Annotated in this window: 15 protein-coding genes; 7 read left to right on the top strand and 8 right to left on the bottom strand. The window is 67.1% G+C overall.

Annotated features, from left to right (window positions below; translation table 11 throughout):
- The first annotated feature begins 281 nt into the window (after positions 1-281).
- The gene (locus tag HY699_16765; protein MBI4517457.1) at positions 282-638 is read left to right on the top strand and encodes a hypothetical protein; all 357 of its coding nucleotides are present in this window, start codon (positions 282-284) and stop codon (positions 636-638) included.
- 42 nt (positions 639-680) lie between these two features.
- The gene (locus tag HY699_16760; protein MBI4517456.1) at positions 681-1,286 is read left to right on the top strand and encodes a superoxide dismutase; all 606 of its coding nucleotides are present in this window, start codon (positions 681-683) and stop codon (positions 1,284-1,286) included.
- Positions 1,287-1,303: 17 nt separating this feature from the next.
- Here the strand turns inward: HY699_16760 and HY699_16755 are convergent, their stop codons facing one another.
- From HY699_16755 to HY699_16735, 5 genes are all read right to left on the bottom strand, one after another.
- A complete protein-coding gene (locus HY699_16755) occupies positions 1,304-2,194 on the bottom strand; it encodes a 2-oxoacid:ferredoxin oxidoreductase subunit beta (protein MBI4517455.1) in 891 nt (296 codons plus the stop codon).
- A gap of 34 nt (positions 2,195-2,228) precedes the next feature.
- Entirely contained in the window at positions 2,229-4,019 is a 1,791-nt protein-coding gene (locus HY699_16750) for a 2-oxoacid:acceptor oxidoreductase subunit alpha (GenBank protein MBI4517454.1), read from the bottom strand.
- Positions 4,020-4,196: 177 nt separating this feature from the next.
- Entirely contained in the window at positions 4,197-5,426 is a 1,230-nt protein-coding gene (locus tag HY699_16745; GenBank protein ID MBI4517453.1) for an HlyD family efflux transporter periplasmic adaptor subunit, read from the bottom strand.
- 49 nt (positions 5,427-5,475) lie between these two features.
- Positions 5,476-7,839: an FtsX-like permease family protein gene (locus HY699_16740; protein ID MBI4517452.1), complete on the bottom strand. Its 2,364-nt coding sequence runs from the start codon at positions 7,837-7,839 to the stop codon at positions 5,476-5,478.
- 43 nt (positions 7,840-7,882) lie between these two features.
- Entirely contained in the window at positions 7,883-8,542 is a 660-nt protein-coding gene (locus HY699_16735) for an ABC transporter ATP-binding protein (GenBank protein MBI4517451.1), read from the bottom strand.
- A gap of 226 nt (positions 8,543-8,768) precedes the next feature.
- On the opposite strand from HY699_16735, the gene HY699_16730 reads away from it, so the two are divergent.
- From HY699_16730 to HY699_16720, 3 genes are all read left to right on the top strand, one after another.
- Positions 8,769-9,998 (top strand): acyl-CoA/acyl-ACP dehydrogenase, encoded by a 1,230-nt coding sequence (locus HY699_16730; protein ID MBI4517450.1) that lies wholly within the window; start codon positions 8,769-8,771, stop codon positions 9,996-9,998.
- A 17-nt stretch (positions 9,999-10,015) separates the two neighbouring features.
- Positions 10,016-10,525 (top strand): nuclear transport factor 2 family protein, encoded by a 510-nt coding sequence (locus tag HY699_16725; protein MBI4517449.1) that lies wholly within the window; start codon positions 10,016-10,018, stop codon positions 10,523-10,525.
- A gap of 126 nt (positions 10,526-10,651) precedes the next feature.
- Positions 10,652-14,941, top strand: coding sequence for a S8 family serine peptidase (locus HY699_16720; GenBank protein MBI4517448.1), 4,290 nt, complete (start codon positions 10,652-10,654; stop codon positions 14,939-14,941).
- Positions 14,942-14,952: 11 nt separating this feature from the next.
- Here HY699_16720 and metG read toward each other — a convergent pair whose 3' ends face one another.
- A complete protein-coding gene (gene metG, locus HY699_16715; protein ID MBI4517447.1) occupies positions 14,953-15,276 on the bottom strand; it encodes a methionine--tRNA ligase subunit beta in 324 nt (107 codons plus the stop codon).
- A 145-nt stretch (positions 15,277-15,421) separates the two neighbouring features.
- On the opposite strand from metG, the gene dnaB reads away from it, so the two are divergent.
- Together dnaB and HY699_16705 are read left to right on the top strand one after the other, a co-directional pair.
- A complete protein-coding gene (dnaB, locus tag HY699_16710; protein MBI4517446.1) occupies positions 15,422-16,795 on the top strand; it encodes a replicative DNA helicase in 1,374 nt (457 codons plus the stop codon).
- Complete coding sequence (locus HY699_16705; GenBank protein MBI4517445.1) at positions 16,795-17,184, top strand: hypothetical protein; 390 nt, start codon at positions 16,795-16,797, stop codon at positions 17,182-17,184. The genes dnaB and HY699_16705 overlap by 1 nt, the downstream gene beginning before the upstream one ends.
- Before the next feature lie 16 nt (positions 17,185-17,200).
- Here HY699_16705 and thiE read toward each other — a convergent pair whose 3' ends face one another.
- Together thiE and HY699_16695 are read right to left on the bottom strand one after the other, a co-directional pair.
- Complete coding sequence (gene thiE, locus HY699_16700; GenBank protein MBI4517444.1) at positions 17,201-17,860, bottom strand: thiamine phosphate synthase; 660 nt, start codon at positions 17,858-17,860, stop codon at positions 17,201-17,203.
- A 52-nt stretch (positions 17,861-17,912) separates the two neighbouring features.
- Positions 17,913-19,367: a sigma-54-dependent Fis family transcriptional regulator gene (locus tag HY699_16695; protein ID MBI4517443.1), complete on the bottom strand. Its 1,455-nt coding sequence runs from the start codon at positions 19,365-19,367 to the stop codon at positions 17,913-17,915.
- Between the last annotated feature and the right edge of the window lie 3 nt (positions 19,368-19,370).

The following is a 19,370-nucleotide window of genomic DNA, read 5'->3' as shown; positions in this document are numbered from 1 at the left end:
CACTGTTTGTGTTACCCCAAGCTGAGACTGCACTACAACCACCCATGCTTCCCCCGTAGCAACCAGGATGACAAATTCCGTGCAGCCGAATACGTCGACAGTCTGTTGATGACGCGGCGGCTTACTTGAATAAGCCCGCACAGTCACCGACATCCCGCGCAGCGCGAGTCGGTCGAGCGGGATTACAGCGGTCCCGCGCGGGTATCCGGGTCGGTAGGTACGGAAAGACGATTGTCGCCGCATCGCGCCGTCTTTCTTGCGCGCACAACCCCGACGCGCGTGTGCTGCTCACCACCTTCTCCGATACCCTCGCGAACGCGCTCAGGACGAAGCTGCGGCGGCTGCTCGGCAACGAGCCCCGTATCGGCGAGCGCCTTGAGGTGCACGCGTTAAACGCCGTCGCCCGCCGTCTCTACGAACTGAACATCGGCTGGCCGGAGGTCGCGTCACGCGACGTGGTTCGCCCGCTACTGAAGGAATCGGCCGGAAAGGTCGATGGGCAGAAGTCCAGCCTGCACTTCCTGACGACGGAGTGGGAAGACGTCGTCGAAGGGCTGAGAGAGTCTTTGAGCACGGGGGGAAACGCCCGCCTGTGGCTGCCGAGCGGGGTGCTGGAGCCGCCGCCCGATCAATGTTAACGTTCGCCCCCTCAATCGACAGTGATCAGAGGAGGCATTGCGATGGCGTTAACCTACGAGGCGAAAACCGCACTCAAGCCGGCCGGGCTGACCGGCATCTCCGCAGAGCAAATCGCGCAGCACTGGAAGCTGTATGAAGGTTACGTCACCAACACCAACGCGCTGCGCGCTGAGCTGGAAGCCTTGCGCCAGCAGGGCAAAGGCGGCAGTGCCGCTTACGCCGACCGCCGCCGGCGCTTCGGCTTCGAGTACAACGGCATGGTCCTGCACGAATACTATTTCGGGAATCTACAAGCAGGGGTGGCCGCGCCGGCCGAGAGCAGCCCGCTGCGCGCGGCGCTGGCGCAGCAGTTCGGCAGCTTCGAGGCCTTCAGCGAAGACTTCGCCAACACCGGCCTGAGCCGCTCGATCGGTTGGGCCATTGTCTACCTCGATCCGGCCACCGGCGCGCTCAACAACCACTTCGTGCAGTTGCACGAGGAAGGCAACGTCGCCGGCTTCGTGCCGATTCTCGTGCTCGATGTGTGGGAGCACGCTTACATGGTGGACTACGGCGCCGGCGGGCGCGGCACCTACATCAAGGCGTTCTTGAGCAACGTGAATTGGCGCGTCGTCGAAGAGCGCTTCGCCGCGGCCAGCCGCGGCTAGGCCGATCGCGCTGCCGTTCACTCGGGGGCAAACAGCTCCAGGATTCTCTCTTTCGGCGGCGCCGCCGAGCGGCACTGCTGCTGTCGCTCGCGCACTAGGTCGTCGTAGGTCGGGCTCGGCGTGGGGGTGCGGTAGAACACACCGGTGTAGAGCTGGCTGCCGTATTCCTGGGCCAGGGCCATGGCGCGCAAGCGGTCGGTCGGGTCATGACCGGTTGACGCCAGGCTCTTCATGCGAGCTTTGTGCGCCTTCAGCTGAACCTCCGGCTCACCGTAAGTGATACAGGGCGAGGCCACGTTGATGAAGGCAAAGCCGCGGAAGCGGATGCCCGCCTCGATCATCGCCGCCAAGCCGCCCATGTCCGCCGGCGTTCCTTGCGCGACGAATCCGGCGCCGTAGCTGAGCACGTAGAGCAGGGGATTGACCGGCTCTTCGAGGCTGCCGTAAGTCGAGGTGACGGTCTTGCGGCCCCGTGGCGACGTCGGCGAGAGCTGGCCCTTGGTGAGGCCGTAGATCTGGTTGTCCATGACGACGTAGGTGAGGTCGACGTTGCGCCGGATCGCGTGCGGAACGTGCCCGCCGCCGATGGAAAAGCCGTCGCCGTCACCGCCGGCAACCAGCACCGTGAGCTCGGGGTTGGCCAGCTTGATGCCCTGCGCGATCGGCAGAGCCCGCCCGTGTACGCTGTTGAACCCGTAGGCGGTGGTGTAGCCGGGAATGCGGCTGGAGCAGCCGATGCCCGAGACGAAGGCGATCTCGTGCGGCTGGCGGCCGATCGCCGCCAGCGCGCGATAGATGGCGCTGGCGACACCGAAATCGCCGCAGCCCGGACACCAGATGGGCTTGAGGTCGCTCTGGTAGTCTTTTGTCGTCAACGGCTCGGGCGCACGCGTGGCAGCGACGTTCATGGCTGGCAACCTTTCTGTTCGCCGGCAGCGGCCGTCATTCGTGGGGTTGCAGCGGCGGCACGCGCCGGCGTTGCAGATCGAGCGTGAGGAGGCGCAGTTGCTCGACCACTTCGAGCGGCACGATCGGGTTGGAGCCGCTGCGCGCCAGTGATTTCATCCCCGCGGGCACGTCGAGGAACATGCGAATGACCCGGTGCAGCTGCCCCAAATGGGACTGCTCGATGATCAGTCCGGCTTGCACCGAGGCGAAGAAATCCTGGTAGATCTCCTCCGCAATCGGGTAGAGCAACTTGGGCACCAGCAGCTTCACCCGCAAGCCCTCGGCCTGCGCCAGCTGCAGCGCTTCCATCGCCACACCGGCCACGCTGCCCCAGCTCACCAGCCCCAGCGGCGCCTCGAGGTCGCCCGTCAAGATGAACAGGTCGCGCCGTTCCTTGAGCGGGTGCAGCTTGCGCAGGCGCTTCTCATTCATGCGCGCGTGCACCTCGCCGCTGGCGGTCGGCGCACCGCTCTCGTTGTGCTCGATGCCCGAGGCCAGGTAGTTGCCGCCGGGCATGCCGGGACGACTGATGGGGCTGATGCCGGACTCGGTCAGGCGGAAGCGGACGTAGTCTTCGAGTTCCGTCGGCGTCGGCCGGCGGCGGTTCACCAACGAAATAGCTTTGGTATCGATCGGCGTGACCGTCTCTTTGCGCTGGGCGATTTCCTGGTCGGAGAGAATGATCACCGGCGTCTGGTAGTGCTCGGCGATGTTGAAGGCTTCGATCGTAACGCGAAACGTGTCTTCGACGTTCACCGGCGCCAACACCGGCCGGGCGGCGTCGCCGTGGGCGGAGAAGATGGCCTGAAAGAGATCGGCTTGTTCGCTCTTGGTCGGGATGCCGGTCGACGGGCCGCCGCGCTGAACGTTGACGCATACCAGCGGCAGCTCGGCGATGGTGGCCAGGCCGAGCATTTCGGTCTTGAGCGACATACCCGGTCCCGAGGTCGCGGTCATCGCCTTCTTGCCGGCGAACGAGGCGCCGACCACCGCGCCGATGCCCGCGATCTCATCCTCGGCTTGCAGCACGGTGCCGCCGTACTTCCAGATCTCGCGGCTGAAGAACTGCATGATCTCGGTCGACGGCGTGATGGGATAGCCGGCGAAAAACTCGCAGCCGGCAACAATGGCCGCGGCCGCACACATCTCGTTGCCGTCGACCAGCAGCGGCGTGCCGTTATGCTTCTCCGGCGGCGGCATCACCCAGCCGTTGCCGAGCGGATGGGCCTCGGCGTAAGCGATCCCGGCGGCAAACGCGCGCTCGTTGCCGGCGAGCACCTCGGGGCTCTTCTTGCCGAACTTCTTGCGCATGCCGGCCACGATGCCGGCGCGCGCTAACCCGAACCAGCCGGCCAGCAGGCCGAGTACGACGGTGTTCTTGGCCTTGTCGGTGCCGGCGGTTCGCTTGGCGATGTCATTGATCGGCACCGCCAGCGTCTCAGCCGGTTTCAAGCCGGTGAGCGGGATCTCGTCGGGCGCGATTCCCGTTTCGCTGTCGTAGATCACCACGGTGTGGCCGCCGACCGGCAGCTCGGCTCCGAACTTGAGGAAATCCTCCCAATTGAGCGCAACCGCCACGTCGAGCGTGCCGCCGGGGTTGAAGATCTCGCGCTTCGAGATCCGCAGCCGGCAAGAAGACTCGCCGCCGCGAATCTGCGAGCCGAAGCTCTTGGTCATGATCGCGTGGTAGCCTTCGAGCGCAGCGGCGGTGATCAGCGACTCACCGGCGGAAACCACGCCGTCGCCACCGGAGCCGGCCATGCCGATAATCAGATCGTTGCTCATGATCGCACCGAGCCAGCACAGCTCATGCGCGATTCCTACCAGCTACACGACTCTATAGCAACAACATTGCTTCTGATGCAGATATTTCACCTGCTTTGCAGCAAGCGCAGCTGCTTGGTGTGTCGTATTTCTAATTTGTTAATCAAGCGCAGCTTAACAAAGCCGGACGGGGCGTGGTCAATCCGCTTGCGCCGCTTCCGGCTCCCAGCGCGCCAGCGGCTTGACCCGCACGCCGTCAGCGATCTGGTCATTGGGGTGCAGAATCAGCGTGGCGCCGTCCGCCAGACCGTTCAGCACCTCGACGGTGAGCGTGCCGCGGTGGCCGAGCTCGACGGGTGTGCGGCGGGCCTTGCCGCCTTCCAGGAGGAAGACGTTCCACACCCCGGCGCGCCGAAACAGCGCCGTGGCCGGGATTTGCAGCACCGCCTCGGCTTCCCAGACGGCAATGCGCGCCTCGACGCGGTAGCCGTCGCCGAGCGCCGCCGGCGGGTCGATGAAATCGGCGATCAAGTTGACGCGCTGTTCCTCGACGCCGAGGGCGGAGAGCTTGGTGAAGCCCGATGGCTCGATCAGCCGCACCCGCGCGTGCAGCGTGCCTTCGCCGCCCCAGTCGTCGATCAGCACCGGCGCACCGGGCCGCACTTTGACCGCGTCCTCCGACAGCAGGTCAACGACGATCTCGAGCGCGCCGGGATCACCCAGCTCGAGTAGTGGCGTCCCCGCTGCCACCACGCGCTCGCTCTGCTCGGGGAGGCGCAGAACCCGGCCGCCAATCGGCGAGCGCAACTCGAGGCAAGGAGCGCTGCTATCGCCGCACGGGACGAGCGCGGCGGTCTCTCCACCCGCGGTCAGCAGCGCAGCGCTTGCCGCTTGCACATTGTGCGCCGCCGCCCGCGCCGCGAAGGTCGCCGCCGCAAGTTCCTTGGTCTGCGTCGTCTCCGCCAGCTCGGCCACTTCACGCTCGGCGGCCGAAAGCGTTCCCGCCTGCGCCAGCTGGTGGGCACGGCGGCCGGCGCGCCGGGCTTGTGCTAGCGCTGCATGCGCCTGCTCGACGCGGGCGCCGGCGGCGCGCTCTTCCGCCTCGGCGGCCTCCAGCCGCGCCGTGGCCTCGGCACGGGTGCGGGGATCGAGCGGGGCCGGATGTATGCGTGCGGCCAGGGCTCCGAGTTCGACCGTATCGCCCTGACGCAGGCTGATGCGCTCGACGCGGCCGGCCACCGGCGCTGTCAACACGAAGCGATCGCGCACCCGCGTCTTGCCCTCCTCGTCGACGGTCACCCGCAACGGCCCGCGCCGCGCCCGCGCCACCTCCACGCCCACCGGCGCCGGGCGCACCAGCACCACCACCAGCGCGAGCGCAAGCACCGCGCCTGCCGCCATTACTAGCCCACGCCGCGAGCGGGTCATGGCCGGTGACCTTGCCTACTTGGCCTGCTTGCGCCGCCTTCGTGCATCTTCACTCCCGGGTCTTCAACACTTCGACCAGATCGAGGTGATTCAGCCGCCGGCGTACTACCAGTGCCGACAACAGCGCCGCCACACCGACGACGCCATAGGCAAAGGCGTAAACGCGCGGTTGCAGCACCAGCGGCAGGCGAAACAGCTCCCACTGGTACGCCCGCGAGATCAGCGCACAGGCCGCATACCCCAGCACAGAGCCTAACGGCATCGCCACCAGCGTCAGTATCGCCTGCTCCCCCAACAGCATGATTGCCACCTCAGCACGCGTAAAGCCGAGCACCCGCAAGCTCGCCAGCTCGCGCCCACGCTCGGACAACGCGATCCGGGCGGCGTTGTACACCATGGCGACGGCAATCGCACACGCGAACACCACCACCACGGTGTTGAAGACCCCCAAGCTCTTCGCCAGCGTCTCCTCGAAGCTGGCCAAGGCCACGGCGCGAATGGTGACGGCGGCCACCGCCGGTAACTGCTTCAAGTCGGCGTAGAGCTGCGAGGCGGCCGGTGGGTCGACCGCCAGCAGAGCGCCGGAGAGCGACTCGCCCTCGCCCAACAGCCGGCTCAAGCTGTGGCGGTCCATGTAGGCAGCCAGGCCGATGAGTTCATCGACCAAGCCCGCCACGGCGAGCGTGCGCCGCGGCCGTTCGCCTTCGAGCACATCGACCGTGAGCACCTCCCCGCGCCGCACGCCCAGGATGTCGGCCAGCTTGCTGGTGAGAACCACCCCGGCGGGCGGCAGCGCGAAGACGTGGAACTGCTGATCCACCAGCTGGTGCAGCGTGCCGCCGGGCTCCAGCCCGGTGAGCGCCACCCGCCGTGAGCGGTGCTCGAACCGCAGTCGCGCCGGCACAACCCGAAAGCTCTCCGAGCGCAGCACCCCGGGCAAGCGGGCGACTTCGTGGCGCGCGCGCGCCGGCCGCGGCTCGTGAAAAGTGATGGCCACGTCTTCGCGTTGCACCATGCCGAATTGCACCTCCGCAAGCAGGTGTACGGCATCAACGAAGTAGCGGCCGACGACCAGGATGGCCACCGCCAATGACATGCCCAAGATCGACAACAAGGCGCGGCTTGGCCGCCGTGTCAGGTTGCGGGCGATTACCCGCCACGGGACGGAAAGCCACCGCCACACGCCGGCTCGCTCCAGCAGGCCGCGTCCAAAACCAGCGGGCGGCTCCGGCCGCATGGCCTCGGCCGGCGGCAGCGCGACGGCGCGGCGCACCGCCGCCAAGGCCCCAAGCAGCGCAGCCAGCGCGCTGACACCGACCGCCAGCGCCACCACTTCCGGCCCGACTTCATAGCGAAACACCGGGAAGCGATAGAACTGCACGTACATCCGGTTGATCAGCGAGCCCAGCCATAAACCCAAAGCCGTGCCGGCAACGGCGCCGGGCAGCACCGCGATGAAGGCGAACTTGAGGTAGTGGCCGCCGATGGCGCGGTTGGAGTAACCGAACGCCTTTAGCACCGCGATCTGATCGCGCTGCGTGCTCACCAGGCGCGAAAGCACGATGTTGAGCAGGAAGGCGGCGACGCCGAGAAAGATCGCCGGCAACACGGTGCCACTGACGCGGTTCTGCGCGATCTCGTCGGCGAGGAAACGCGCGGAGATCTGCTCGCTACGGCCAAAGGCGCCGAGCCCGCCGTAGCGCTCGAGTCGCCGATCGAGCTGAGCAATCACCTCGGGCTCGCTGGCCCCGGGCGCCAGCGCCAGCGCCAGGTCGTTGAAGGCCCCTTCCATGTTGAACGCCGGGCCCATCGCCTCGCGACTCATCCACAACACGCCGAAGTGCCGGTTGTCGGGGAACACGTCGCTGCCGCGAATCTCGTAGACGTACTCGGGCGACAGCACCACGCCAGCGATGCGCAGCGCTTGCCAGTGACCGTTGAGCACGGCCCCGAGGGCGTCGCCGACCTGCAGGTGGTTGGCCTGGGCGAAGGCCTCGCTGACCAGCACCTCGTTGCGCCGCCCGGCTTCGAGGTAGCGCCCGCGGCGGAGGTAGAGGTCGTTGAGAACCGCCGTCTGGCGTGCGGGGATCGACACCAGCCGGCCGGTTGCGGGCTCGTCGAGACCGGGCACGTCGAGGGTGACCTCGAAGACGATGCGGGTTTGCACCGCGGCGACCCCGGGGATGGTGGCGAGCGTGGCCGCCAGCGCCTCCGGGGCGCGCTTGAGGTGCGCGAAGATGTCGGCGAAGCGGTACTGGGCGTAATAGATCGCGCGCGAGCTCAGCAGCGAGTCGTAGGCGGTACGCGTGGTGACCACCGTGGCGACGCCGCACATCACCACCACGGCGATGGCGATGAGCTGGCCACGCAGGTGCCGCAGATCACGCAGCAGCTTGCGATCGAGCGCGCTCATGGCCGCCCTGGCCGCCGCGCACCGCGTGCTCGCCGGCTGCGCCTCACCATTGCAACTCACCCGGCGTCAGACGAACGGGGTTGGCGTGAACCTCGGTGATCTGACCACTGCGCAAGCGAATCACGCGGTCGGCCATCCCCGCAATCGCGGCGTTGTGCGTGATCACCGCCGTGGTCGTATGCAGCTCGCGGTTGACGTGCGCCAGCGCTTCGAGCACCAGCTTGCCGGTCTCAAAGTCGAGCGCACCGGTGGGCTCGTCGCACAACAGCACCGCCGGCCGCTTGGCAATAGCCCGCGCGATCGCCACCCGCTGCTGCTCGCCGCCGGAGAGCTGGGCCGGGAAGTGATCGAGCCGGTCACCCAGCCCGACCAGCCGCAGCGCGTCGTCGGGGTCCATCGGCGACTCGGCAATCTCGGTGACCAGGGCGACGTTTTCCCGCGCGGTGAGGCTGGGGATGAGATTGTAGAACTGGAAGACGAAACCGACGTGCTCGCGGCGAAAACGGGTCAGCTCGCGATCGTCCTCAACGGTAAGATCATGATCGAGGAAGTACACCGTGCCGCTGGTGGGCACGTCCAGCCCGCCGAGGATGTTGAGCAACGTCGACTTGCCGCTGCCGGACGGCCCCAGCAGCACGACAAACTCGCCGCGGTAGAGATCGAGATCCACGGCGCGGAGCGCGTGCACCGCCACTTCCCCCATGTGGTAGATCTTGCTCAGCCCGCGGGCGCAGAAAACAACCTCGGCGGCAGGCGGCAACGTCGCAGGCGCGGGCGGCTCGGTCACGGCCCGGCACTATAGCCGAAGTTGCCAGAGCGCACACCGTGGCGCGGCCACCCTTCCTGATTGATGCGGATTGATGCGGTCGGCTCTGCCGTAGTATCAACCGCAACCGGGGCGAGTGCTGGGCACGCCCCGCGGAGGCGGTATGGACTATTGTGACTACGACCCGTCGATAACCGCAGAGCAGCGCGAGCTGCGCGACGCCGCGCAGGCTTTTGCGCAAGAGGTGTTGCGGCCAACCGGCATTGCCCTCGATCGGCTGCCGCCGGATGAAGTGGTCGCGCCGGGCTCGGCGCTCTACGGCGTGCTGCGCCAGGCGGCCGCGCTCGGCTACACCCGCTTGCGGGCGCCGGCCGTGGTTGGTGGCCTGGGCGTATCGGCGGAAACCAGCTACCTCGTCTACGAAGCGCTGGCCTGGGGCAATCTCGGCCTGGCCGCAGTCATCTTCCTAGCCGCCACCCATGCCGACGTCGCGCTGCTGAGCGGCAACAACGAGGCGATCCGCGAGTTCTCCCTGCCGTTCTATGCCTGCACCGACGGCTCGATTCGCGGCTGCTGGGCCATCACCGAGCCGGATCATGGCTCGGACTGGCTGTGCAACATGCGCCCGGAGATGCAGTTCAAGGCGCGGGCTCAGCTACAGGCCCGCGCCGAGGGTGATCACTGGATCCTCAACGGACAGAAGTCGGCGTGGGTGTCGAACGCGCCGCTGGCGACGCATGCGATGCTCAATGTGCAGCTCGACCCCAACGGCGGGCTGGAGCAGAGCGGCGTATGCCTGCTCCCGCTCAACCTGCCGGGGGTCTCGCGCGGCCGCCCCCTCGACAAGCACGGTGCACGCACGTTGCCGCAAGGGGAGCTGTTCTTCGAAGACGTGCGGATTCCGCGGCCCTGGATGGTGGTGCAGCCGGACACCTACGCGCGCTACATGCACAACCACTTGGCCGGATTCAACGCCGGCGTCGGCTGCGTGGCCACGGGCCTGGCGCGCGCGGCCTACGAGTGCGCGCTGGTCTACACCAAGGAACGGATACAAGGTGGCCGGCCGATCTTCGAGCACCAAGCAGTGCGCGCGCGCTTGTTCCGCATGTTCTCGCTGGTGCAGGCGGCGCGCTCGCTCTCGCGCGACGCCTACGTCAGCGCCGTCACCGCCATCAGCAGTGGCCAACCCGCACGGCTGGACTATTCCATCGGCTCGAAGGTGTTCTGCACCCAGGCCGCACTCGAAGTGGCCACGCTTGCCGTCCAGCTTCTCGGCGGCAACGGCATGACCAAGGAGTACCCCGCCGAGATGTTCCTGCGTGACGCTACGGCGCTGACCATCGCCGACGGGGAAAACAACCTGTTGGCGCAGGTCGCGGCCTCGCTGTTGTAGCGGGAAAGGAAGCCAGCATGGACGACGCGCTCAACCGCTGCCGGCAACGGCTCCAACAGCTCGATGATCGCGAGCAGCTGCGCGAGCTGCAAGCGACCTACTGCTTCCTGGTCGACGACCGGCGCTTCGACGAGCTGGTGGAGCGGTGGTTCACCGCGGACGCGCGCTGTGACTTCCGCGATGCCAAGGGCGCCATCGCGCCGTTGATCTCGAATGGCGGCGCGGAAATCCGCGTCTTCTACACCCAGGTGGTGGCCTCGTTGCTCGACGACATGTGTCACACCGTACACAACCAGCGTCTGACGATCGACGGCGAGGTCGCGAGCGGGGAGTGCTACTTCGAGCTGACCGCAAAGCACCCGGCGACCGGCGACGCGGTCGTTGGTGCGGGCCGCTACCTCGATCGCTATCGGCGGGTGGACGGCGCCTGGCGCTGCGCCGAGCGCACTGCGATCATCTTCCACATGGCCCCTTTGGCCGAGGGTTGGGTGCGACGCCCGCTCCTGCGCGCCCTCACCGGCCAGTGAGCCTGCGCCCCAAAAGAAGCGCTGTGCAGACGCCACCAGCCGTGATAGCTGTTAGGCACGACAGCTAGAGTCACAAGAGTGTTAGCAGGTAAGCGCCGGCAACGGATTGCAGTAGGGGGGCCACGCATGAGTCGAAGGGGGTGGCGTAAGTTGGCCGGTGCGACCGTGACCGCGCTGATACTCGGCGGCGCCGTGCGCCCAGCCGCCGGTACTGGCGCGCACCCCATCGCGCTGCGGCGTGGCCCAATAGAGGTGCGTAGCGCGCGCGCCCCGGGGATCATGCCGGCGCCCTCGGCGCCGCGGCGGTTACAGCTGGTGCAATTCGGGGCGCCGCCGACCGATGCCGACCTGACCGCACTCACGGCCGCCGGCGCGCAAGTGGTCCAGTACGTGCCGCAGAATGCTTACCTGGTATGGACCGAGGCGGGAAAACCGCTGGAGACCGTGCGCCAGCGCGCCGCCCGCGCGCCCTCGTCGCTGTCATACTTCGGCAACTACCGGCCCAACGACGCCATCGCCCCGGCGCTCGATCACCACCTCGGGTCGGATGATGTGGTAGCAGTAACGGTACAACTGTACGCCGGCGCGGAGACGGCAGCTCAGGACTTGGCCGCGGTCGAGGCCTTGGCGGATAAGGTGGTGGCGGCTCCCCGGCGGGTGCTGCGCGGGCGTTATACCAACGTGCGCTTGCAGGTGAGCGGCCGCCGGCTCGAGGCCATTGCCCAAGTGCCCTCGGTCATCAACGTTGAGCCGTTCGTCGAGCCGAAGCTCTTCTGCGAACGCCAGGGGCAGATCTTGGCCGGCAATCTCGACACGGCGCTGCAGCACCCTACCGGTCCGGGTTATCTGGCCTGGCTGAGCGGGCTCGGCTTTTCGACCACCGCGGCCGACTATCCGATCGTAGCGGTGGTGGACGATGGCGTTGACAATGGCACCGGCACGCCGGCCAACAGCGAGTTTTATGAACTAAACAGCAGCGCCAATCCCAGCCGGCTCGCCTTCGCGGTATTGCCGCCCGGGTCGTCGGCGTCATCGGCGGTGGGCCCGGATGGGCACGGCAATATCAACGCCTCCATCGTCGGCGGCTACAACGCCGGCACTGGCGCGGCGGTCGAGGATGCTTTCGGCTTCAATTACGGCGTAGGCATATCGCCGTTCGGGCGGTTGGCCAACGTGCGGATCTTCGCGCCGAGCTTCGACAACGGGTTCGGTAATGCCGCCATGGTCGGCGACTACTTCAACCGCGGCGCCCGCGTCAGCGCCAACTCTTGGGGGGCCGACGTGCTCGGGGCCTACGATGCTTTCGCCCAGGAGTACGACGCTCTGACCCGCGACGCCCAGGATGCCGTTGCCGGTAATCAGGAGCTGCTGTTCGTGTTTGCCGCCGGCAACGCCGGGCCGTCCGACGGCACGGTCGGGTCGCCGGGCACGGCGAAGAACGTGCTCACCGTGGGCGCCAGCGAGACTTCCAACCCGGACAGTGCAGCCGGCGATGGCTGCGGGTTTACCACCGCTCAGGGCAACGACGCACGCGACCTGGCCTCGTTCTCTTCGCGCGGCCCGTGTGCCGACGGCCGTACCAAGCCCGAGATCGTGGCCCCCGGCACTTTCATCCAGGGCGCGGCCGCGCAGCCCACGTTCAACGGCTCGGGCGTCTGCGGCGCCGCGGGCAACAATTTTGCCGCCCCTGGTAGCGATGCTTTGTTTCCGGCAGGTTCGGCCTACACCTGGTCGTCCGGCACCAGTCATTCGACCCCGGCCATCGCCGGCTACGTCTCCCTGGTGCGCGAGTTCTTGGCGCGCACCTACGGGCTGGGCGACCCCAGCCCGGCGCTGGAGAAGGCGTTCGTCCTTCACAGCGGCCGCCACCTGACCGGCACGGGCGCCAACGAAAACCTTCCCGGCAAGAATCAAGGCTTCGGCTTGGCCAACATGGGCACAGGGTTCGACACCGCCGCACCCCGCTTGCTCTATGACCAGGAGATCGCGCTCGGCAACGCCGGCCAGAGTCTGACCTTCAGCGGCCACGTGGACAATCCGGCGCTACCGGTGCGGGTAACGCTGGTGTGGACGGACGCTCCCGGCGCCACTATCGGCGCCGCTTACGTCAACGACCTCAATCTCAGCGTCGATGTGCTCGGCAGCACCTACTTGGGCAACAACTTCCTGCTCGGGGTCTCTCAGCCCGGTGGCAGCGCCGACGCGCGCAACAACAGCGAGAGCGTCTTCTTACCGGCCGGCACCACGGGCCCGATGACGGTTACCGTGCAAGCGGCAACCATCGCCGGCGATGGCGTGCCCGGCAACGCCGATCTTACCGATCAGGACTTCGCCTTGGTGGCCTACAATTTCGTCGCCTCGAACAGCTCGGTGGTGTTCGAGCGCGAGCGTTACGGCTGTACCGACACCGCCAGTATCCGCATCACGGATGGTGACCTCGCCGGCACGGGCGCGTTGACCGTGCCGGTCACGGCCAGCGGCGGCGACGCCGAGACCGCCAGTCTGAACGAGACGGCGCCGAGTTCGGGTGCTTTTGTGGGCTCGCTGCCGATCGCCGCCGCGCCCGGCAGCCCCGGTGACGGAACCCTGCAGGTCGCCAACGGCGACAGTATCGCCGCCACTTACAACGATGCCGACGACGGCAGCGGCAACCCGGCGATAGTGCAAGCCGGCGCGGCGATAGATTGCCTGCCGGCGCTGGTCTCGGCGGTCAGCGCCAACACGATCTTGAGCACCGATGCCACGATTACCTTCAGCACCGACGAAAGCACCACCGCCTTGGTTCGCTACGGCACCAGCTGCGGGAGCTTGACCCAAAGCCAAAGCGCTTCCGCCAACGGCACCGCACACGCGGTGACGCTCAGCGGCTTGACGCCACAGACGCAGTACTTCTTCGCCGTCGAGGCCACCGACGAGGCCGGCAATGTCGCCACCGACGACAACGGCGGCAGCTGCTACAGCTTGACCACCACCGCCGTGACCGACCCCTTCACTGAGCTGTTCGCCAGCGACAACGATCTCCTCCGCCACAAGCTGACATTCACTCCCGACGGCTCGCCGGATTTCTACTCCGCCTGCGCCACCACCGCGACCAGTTTTCCGACCAGCCCGACCGGCGGCACCACGCTGGTGCTCGGTGACGACGACTACGCCGCGGTCAGCTTGACGGGCGGCGCCCAGGTCTCGCTCTACGGCGCCAACTACGACACCTTTTACGTCGGTAGCAACGGTTACATCACCTTCGACTCTGGTGACGCCGCCTATGCCGAGTCGCTGGCGGCTCATTTCAGTCGCCCCCGGATCGCCGCCCTCTTCGACGACCTCAACCCGAACGCGGGCGGCACGGTGTCGTGGAAACAGCTGAGCGACCGGGTGGCGGTGACGTTTCAAAGCATCCACGAATACAACGCCGCGTCGACCAACAGTATCCAGATCGAGATGTTCTTCAACGGCAAGATTCGGATCACCTATGTCGCGCTCGCTGCCCGCGACGGGCTGGCGGGATTGTCCCGCGGCCGCGGCACGCCGGGGGATTTCATCGAGAGCGACCTGACCGCGGCGAGCTCCTGCGGTCCGCCGCTGCTCGACACGGTGGTGCTGGCGCTGCGACCGCTCAATATCACTCTGACGAGTGGCGCGGCGGCGGTTAGCAGAACCGCGCGGGTAACCGTGCGTAACGCCAGCTCGACGCTGCAAACACTGGTGCTCAACGCTGCCGACAACGATTGCCCTGCGGGCACGATTATCGCCAGCCCCGATTTCGGCGGCAGCGGTCCGAGCGTGAGCGTCAACGCCGGCAGCAGCAAGACTGCCACGGTACCCCTCAGCATTACCAGTGCCGGCTTCGACAGCATCAACAAGAAGGCAGTGCACCGTTGTACCCTGCTGTTCAACGTCGGCACGCTGCCGGCCGGCACCGACGCGACGCCGAAGAACAACAGCGCCGGGCTCGAGCTGAGCGTCATCGACGGCAATGACCCGCAGCAGCCCATGGTTCATGAGGCGCTGGTGCGGGCGGCCATGCCGCTATTCGTGAGTGTAGCCCAGGGTCAGACCGCGGTCGTACGCAAGCCGCGGATCACGGCGGCCAACGCCGACGCCAGCGGCAGCCTCGACGAGCTGATCACGGTGAGCGCCAGCGACGGCGACTGTCCGCCCGGCACCATCGGTGTGCTCGATTTCAACCCTCTCACGCCCGCGGCCGAGAACTCTGCCACTATCAAGAGCGGTCTCAGTAAAGGCGGCCCGCTGCCGGTAACCATCAACGCCGCGAACTTCACCAGCACCAGCAGCGCCGCGCCGGCGCGCTGTACTGCCCTGATCTCCGCCACTGCTGCCGGCGGCGACAGCGACGGCAGCAACGATACTACTAAGCTGGTGATCGACGTGATCGACCGCAACGATCTGGTGCCGTAGCCGGCGGCGCGCTATTTCACCCGCGAGCCTGCCGCCACGGGGCGTTGCGGAGCCACTACCGCCAAGCGCCCTTCGGCGTCCGAGGCGGCCAGCAACATGCCCTCGCTGCGCAGGCCGCGCAGCGTGGCGGGCTCTAAGTTTGCGATCATCACGATCTGTTTCCCGATTAGTTCCTCGGGGGCGTAGTGCGCGCGAATACCCGCTACCAGTTGGCGGCTCTCGCCGCCGAGGTCGATCTGCAGCACCAGCAAGCGGTCGGCCTGCGGATGCGGCTCGGCGCTGACGATGGTGGCCACCCGCAGGTCGAGCTTGGCGAAGTCGTCGATGGAGATCATGCGGCGTTCAGTACGCGGGCCGCCGCGCGGAGTCAATGCGCCGGATTAACGGCCGGTATGGGCCACCCACCACCCACCCCAGTTGCGCCACCCACCCCAGGCGACTGGAACAGCGCGGCGGTTTCAAGTACTGTCTCGCCCCGCGATGGCTGTGCTGGAAGACAACCTGCGCAAGTTGCCGCCCCAAAACCTCGAGGCCGAAGAGGCCGTGATCGGCGGCATCCTGCTCGACAATACCGCGTTGGACCGGGCGTTGGAGTTGCTGCGGCCGGAGGATTTTTATCGCGAAAGCCACCGCAAGATCATGCGCGCCGTGCTCGAACTGAGCGAGCGCAGCGAACCGATCGACCTGATCACCCTCACCGACGTGCTCAAGGCGCGCAACCAGCTGCCCGAGGTCGGCGGCGCCGCTTACCTGTCCGAGCTGGCGGACAAGATCCCGACCGCGGCCAACATCGCGTATTACGCACGCTTGGTGAAAGAGAAGGCGATCCTGCGCAGTCTGATTCAGACCGCCACCGACATCGCCACCCGCGGCTACGAGTCGCAGGCCGACGTCGAGCAGTTCCTCGACGAGGCCGAGCACAAGATCTTCGAGATCTCCGAGCGCAAGGTGCGCCCGACGTTCTTCCGCATCCGCGACATCATGGTCGACTCGATGCGCGCCATCGAACAGCTCTACGAGCGCAAGGAGCTGGTCACCGGTGTGCCCACGGGCTTCCATGATCTCGACAAGATGACCGCGGGCTTGCAGCCGGCCGACCTGGTCATCGTCGCCGGCCGCCCGAGCATGGGAAAGACCGCCTTTGCCTTGAACGTCGCTGCCTATGCGGCGATGAACGCCAACACCGGCGTCGCCGTCTTCTCGCTGGAGATGTCGAAGGAGCAACTGGTGCTGCGTTTGCTCTGCTCGGAGGCCCGCGTCGATCAGTCCAAGGTGCGCGCCGGCTTTGCCGCCGAGCGCGATTTTCCGCGGCTGGCATTGGCCGCCAGCCGGCTGGCCGATGCGCCGATTTACATCGACGACACGCCGGCGCTCAGCGTCTTGGAGCTGCGGGCCAAGGCCCGCCGCCTCAAACGCGATCGCGATTCCAAACTCGGCTTGGTGGTGGTGGACTACCTCCAGCTGATGCGCGGCCATGGCTCGGGCGACAGCCGCGAGCAGGAAATCTCCAGCATCTCGCGCTCGCTCAAAGGCCTGGCCAAAGAGATCAACGTGCCGGTGGTGGCGTTGTCGCAGCTCAACCGCCAGGTCGAGCAGCGCGGCGACAAACGGCCGGTGATGGCCGATCTGCGCGAATCGGGCGCGATCGAGCAGGACGCTGACGTGATTGCGTTCCTCTATCGCCCGATCGTTTACGACAAGAACGCCGAGGATCGCGCCGCGGAGGTCATCATCGCCAAGCAACGCAACGGCCCGATCGGGACGGCGCCGCTGACTTTCATGTCCGAGTACACCCGATTTGAGAACCGTGCCGAGGATGATGTCAGCTTCGGCACCGACGCGGAGGAGCTGTAATGATGCGATTTTGTAGCGGCCTGGTGATCGGATTGCTTGCCGCCATGCCGGCCCTGGCGGCCGATCCGCCGCACGCGCCGGAGCTGCCGAAAGAGCCGCCCAAGCGCGCCGAGCTGAGCCCACCCCTCACCCACAACAGCGCCTGTTCCTTGGCCGAGTCGATGGCGGCCAAGCTGGGTTATAAGCACAAGCCTTCCGCCAACGTCGCCCAGAGCAATTGCCAAGCCCTGGCGCCGGACATGAAGCCGGCCGACAAGGCCGAGTTCGTGCGCTGCTGTATCAAGCAATTGACCGGGGCCGAGCCCGTGCCGGGTGCCCGCGAGCAACCCAAAGACGCCCCCAAGGCAGCGCCCAAGCAGACGCCGAAGAAGGCCGCGCCGAGCATCTGAAGCCGGCGCGCGGGGCTCAGGCGCCTCGGCTAGCCGCCAGCTGCGCCAGGAATTCCTCTACCCGCGCCCGCACATCAGGGGCGCGAACGATGTCGCCGATCACCGCCACCGCGTCGGCACCGGCGGCCAGCACCTCCGCCATGGTGGCGCGCGTGATGCCGCCAATGGCCACGATCGGCAGCGCAACGCCAGCGCGCACTTGGCGCAGCCCGGCCAGCCCCTGTACCGGGTCCGGTCGGCTCTTGCTGGTCGTGGCGTAGATCGGCCCGAAACCGAGATAATCGGCAACGCCCTCGGCGGCCGCGGCTTGGGCTTGCGCCAGATTGTGGGTCGAGACTCCGATGATGGCCGCCGGCCCGAGCAGCCGTCGCGCCTGGGCCGGCGGCAAGTCCTCTTGCCCGAGGTGCACACCGCCGGCACCGGCCAAGAGCGCGATGTCGGCCCGGTCATTGATGATGAGCGTGGCCCCGCCGGCGGCCGCGCGTGCTTGCACCGCCCGTGCGAGCTCGACAAAGCGCCAGGTGGGCTGGTCCTTGACGCGCAGCTGGAGCAAACGCACACCCGCCGCCAGCATGGCCTCGGCCAGCGCCACCGGCGAGCGCTCGGGATCACCGAGCGTGTCGATGATCGGGTAGAGCTGCGACGGCAGGCAGCAGGCGCGCGGCGTGCGGGTCATGGCAGATTTGGCAGACTGTGGCGCCGGCGGCCTGCGGGCGGGCAGCGGCCCCTCAGGGCTCGGCCGGGCCGGTCTTCTTGACCTCGATCTTCAGGTCGGTGAGCTTCTTGCGTAAGGTGTTGCGGTTGATGCCGAGCATGGCCGCCGCTTTCAATTGATTGCCGCGGGCGCGTTCGAGCACCAACTCAATCAACGGGCGCTCGATGCGCCCCATGATCAGCGCGTGCAGATCGGTCAGCTCGACCCCGCGGGTTTGATGGAAGTACTCCGCCAGCTTGTGCCGGACAACTTCTTCCAGCGACAAGCTGTCGTAGGCTGGCGCCGGGTCGGTGCCGGCGGCCAGCGCCAGATCACGCGGCATCAGCGTCGGGCCCGGCGCCAGCACGGCCGCGCGCACCAGGGTGTTCTCCAGCTCGCGCACGTTGCCCGGCCAATGATGTCGCACCAGGATCGCCCGCGCCTCCGGCGACACCCCGGTGATGTTGGTACCGAGCTCGCGATTGACCTTCTCGAGGAAGAACGCAATCAGCTCGGGGATGTCCGGGCGGCGCTCGCGCAGCGGCGGCACGGCGATGGGAACCACCTTGAGGCGGAAGTATAGATCCTCGCGAAACCGTCCCTGCTGGATCGCCCGCTCGAGATCCTGGTTGGTGGCGGCGATGATCCGGCAATCGGTCTTGATCAGCTCGCGGCCGCCGACGCGCGTGAGTTCCTTTTCCTGCAGCACGCGCAGGAGCTTGACCTGCAGCTCGAGCGGCATGTCGCCGACTTCATCGAGGAACAGCGTGCCGCCGGCGGCGATCTCGAACTTGCCGGGCCGCTGTTCGTGGGCGCCGGTGAAGGCGCCGCGTTCGTGGCCGAAGAGTTCGCTTTCCAGCAGCTCGCGCGGAATCGCCGAACAGTTCAAGGCCATGAAGGTCCCGCTCCAGCGCGGCGAGTGGTAATGGATCGCCTTGGCGATCAGCTCCTTGCCGGTGCCGCTCTCGCCGTGAATCAGGACCGTGGCATCGGTGGGTGCCACCCGGCCGATGGTCTTGTAGATTTCCAGCATCACCGGCGTCTTGCCGATGATCTCGACGCCCAGCTCGAAACGCCGCCGCATCTCACGGCCGAGCCGGTTGAGTTCGCTGCTCAACCGCCGCATTTCCAGCGCGCGCTGGGTCAGGGCGCGCACCTCGTCGAGCTCGAAGGGCTTGGTGACGTAGTCGTAAGCCCCCCGCTTCATCGCCTCGATGGCGTGGGCCATGGTGTTCTGGGCGGTCATGATGATGATCGGGGCGCTGGTGCCGGCGGCGCGCGCGCGGCTGAGCAACTCCAGACCGTCGAGGTCGGGCATCTTGATGTCGACCAGCGCCAGGTCGATGGTGCCGCTGTTGAGCTGCGCCAGCGCCGCCTCGCCGTCACCGGCGGTGATCACGCGGTGGCCATCGGCCGCCAGCGCCTCGTGCAACACCCAGCGGATCGACTCCTCGTCGTCGGCAATCAAAATGGTGGCGGGGGTGTCCATCGC

The organism is Deltaproteobacteria bacterium, from assembly GCA_016210005.1.
In the GTDB taxonomy this organism is placed as follows: Bacteria; Desulfobacterota; Binatia; order HRBIN30; family JACQVA1; genus JACQVA1.
The sequence above is the reverse complement of the archived record's forward strand: the minus strand, read 5'-3'. Positions and strand labels throughout refer to the sequence as shown.

Bases quoted from the DNA above. Each gene is read 5' to 3' on its own strand.
- HY699_16740 (MBI4517452.1), bottom strand. From the start codon at position 7,839: ATGAGCGCGCTCGATCGCAAGCTGCTGCGTGATCTGCGGCACCTGCGT.
- HY699_16735 (MBI4517451.1), bottom strand. From the start codon at position 8,542: ATGGGGGAAGTGGCGGTGCACGCGCTCCGCGCCGTGGATCTCGATCTC.
- HY699_16705 (MBI4517445.1), top strand. From the start codon at position 16,795: ATGATGCGATTTTGTAGCGGCCTGGTGATCGGATTGCTTGCCGCCATG.
- HY699_16730 (MBI4517450.1), top strand. From the start codon at position 8,769: ATGGACTATTGTGACTACGACCCGTCGATAACCGCAGAGCAGCGCGAG.
- HY699_16755 (MBI4517455.1), bottom strand. From the start codon at position 2,194: ATGAACGTCGCTGCCACGCGTGCGCCCGAGCCGTTGACGACAAAAGAC.
- dnaB (MBI4517446.1), top strand. From the start codon at position 15,422: ATGGCTGTGCTGGAAGACAACCTGCGCAAGTTGCCGCCCCAAAACCTC.
- HY699_16750 (MBI4517454.1), bottom strand. From the start codon at position 4,019: ATGAGCAACGATCTGATTATCGGCATGGCCGGCTCCGGTGGCGACGGC.
- HY699_16745 (MBI4517453.1), bottom strand. From the start codon at position 5,426: ATGACCCGCTCGCGGCGTGGGCTAGTAATGGCGGCAGGCGCGGTGCTT.
- HY699_16760 (MBI4517456.1), top strand. From the start codon at position 681: ATGGCGTTAACCTACGAGGCGAAAACCGCACTCAAGCCGGCCGGGCTG.
- metG (MBI4517447.1), bottom strand. From the start codon at position 15,276: ATGATCTCCATCGACGACTTCGCCAAGCTCGACCTGCGGGTGGCCACC.
- thiE (MBI4517444.1), bottom strand. From the start codon at position 17,860: ATGACCCGCACGCCGCGCGCCTGCTGCCTGCCGTCGCAGCTCTACCCG.
- HY699_16725 (MBI4517449.1), top strand. From the start codon at position 10,016: ATGGACGACGCGCTCAACCGCTGCCGGCAACGGCTCCAACAGCTCGAT.
- HY699_16720 (MBI4517448.1), top strand. From the start codon at position 10,652: ATGAGTCGAAGGGGGTGGCGTAAGTTGGCCGGTGCGACCGTGACCGCG.
- HY699_16695 (MBI4517443.1), bottom strand. From the start codon at position 19,367: ATGGACACCCCCGCCACCATTTTGATTGCCGACGACGAGGAGTCGATC.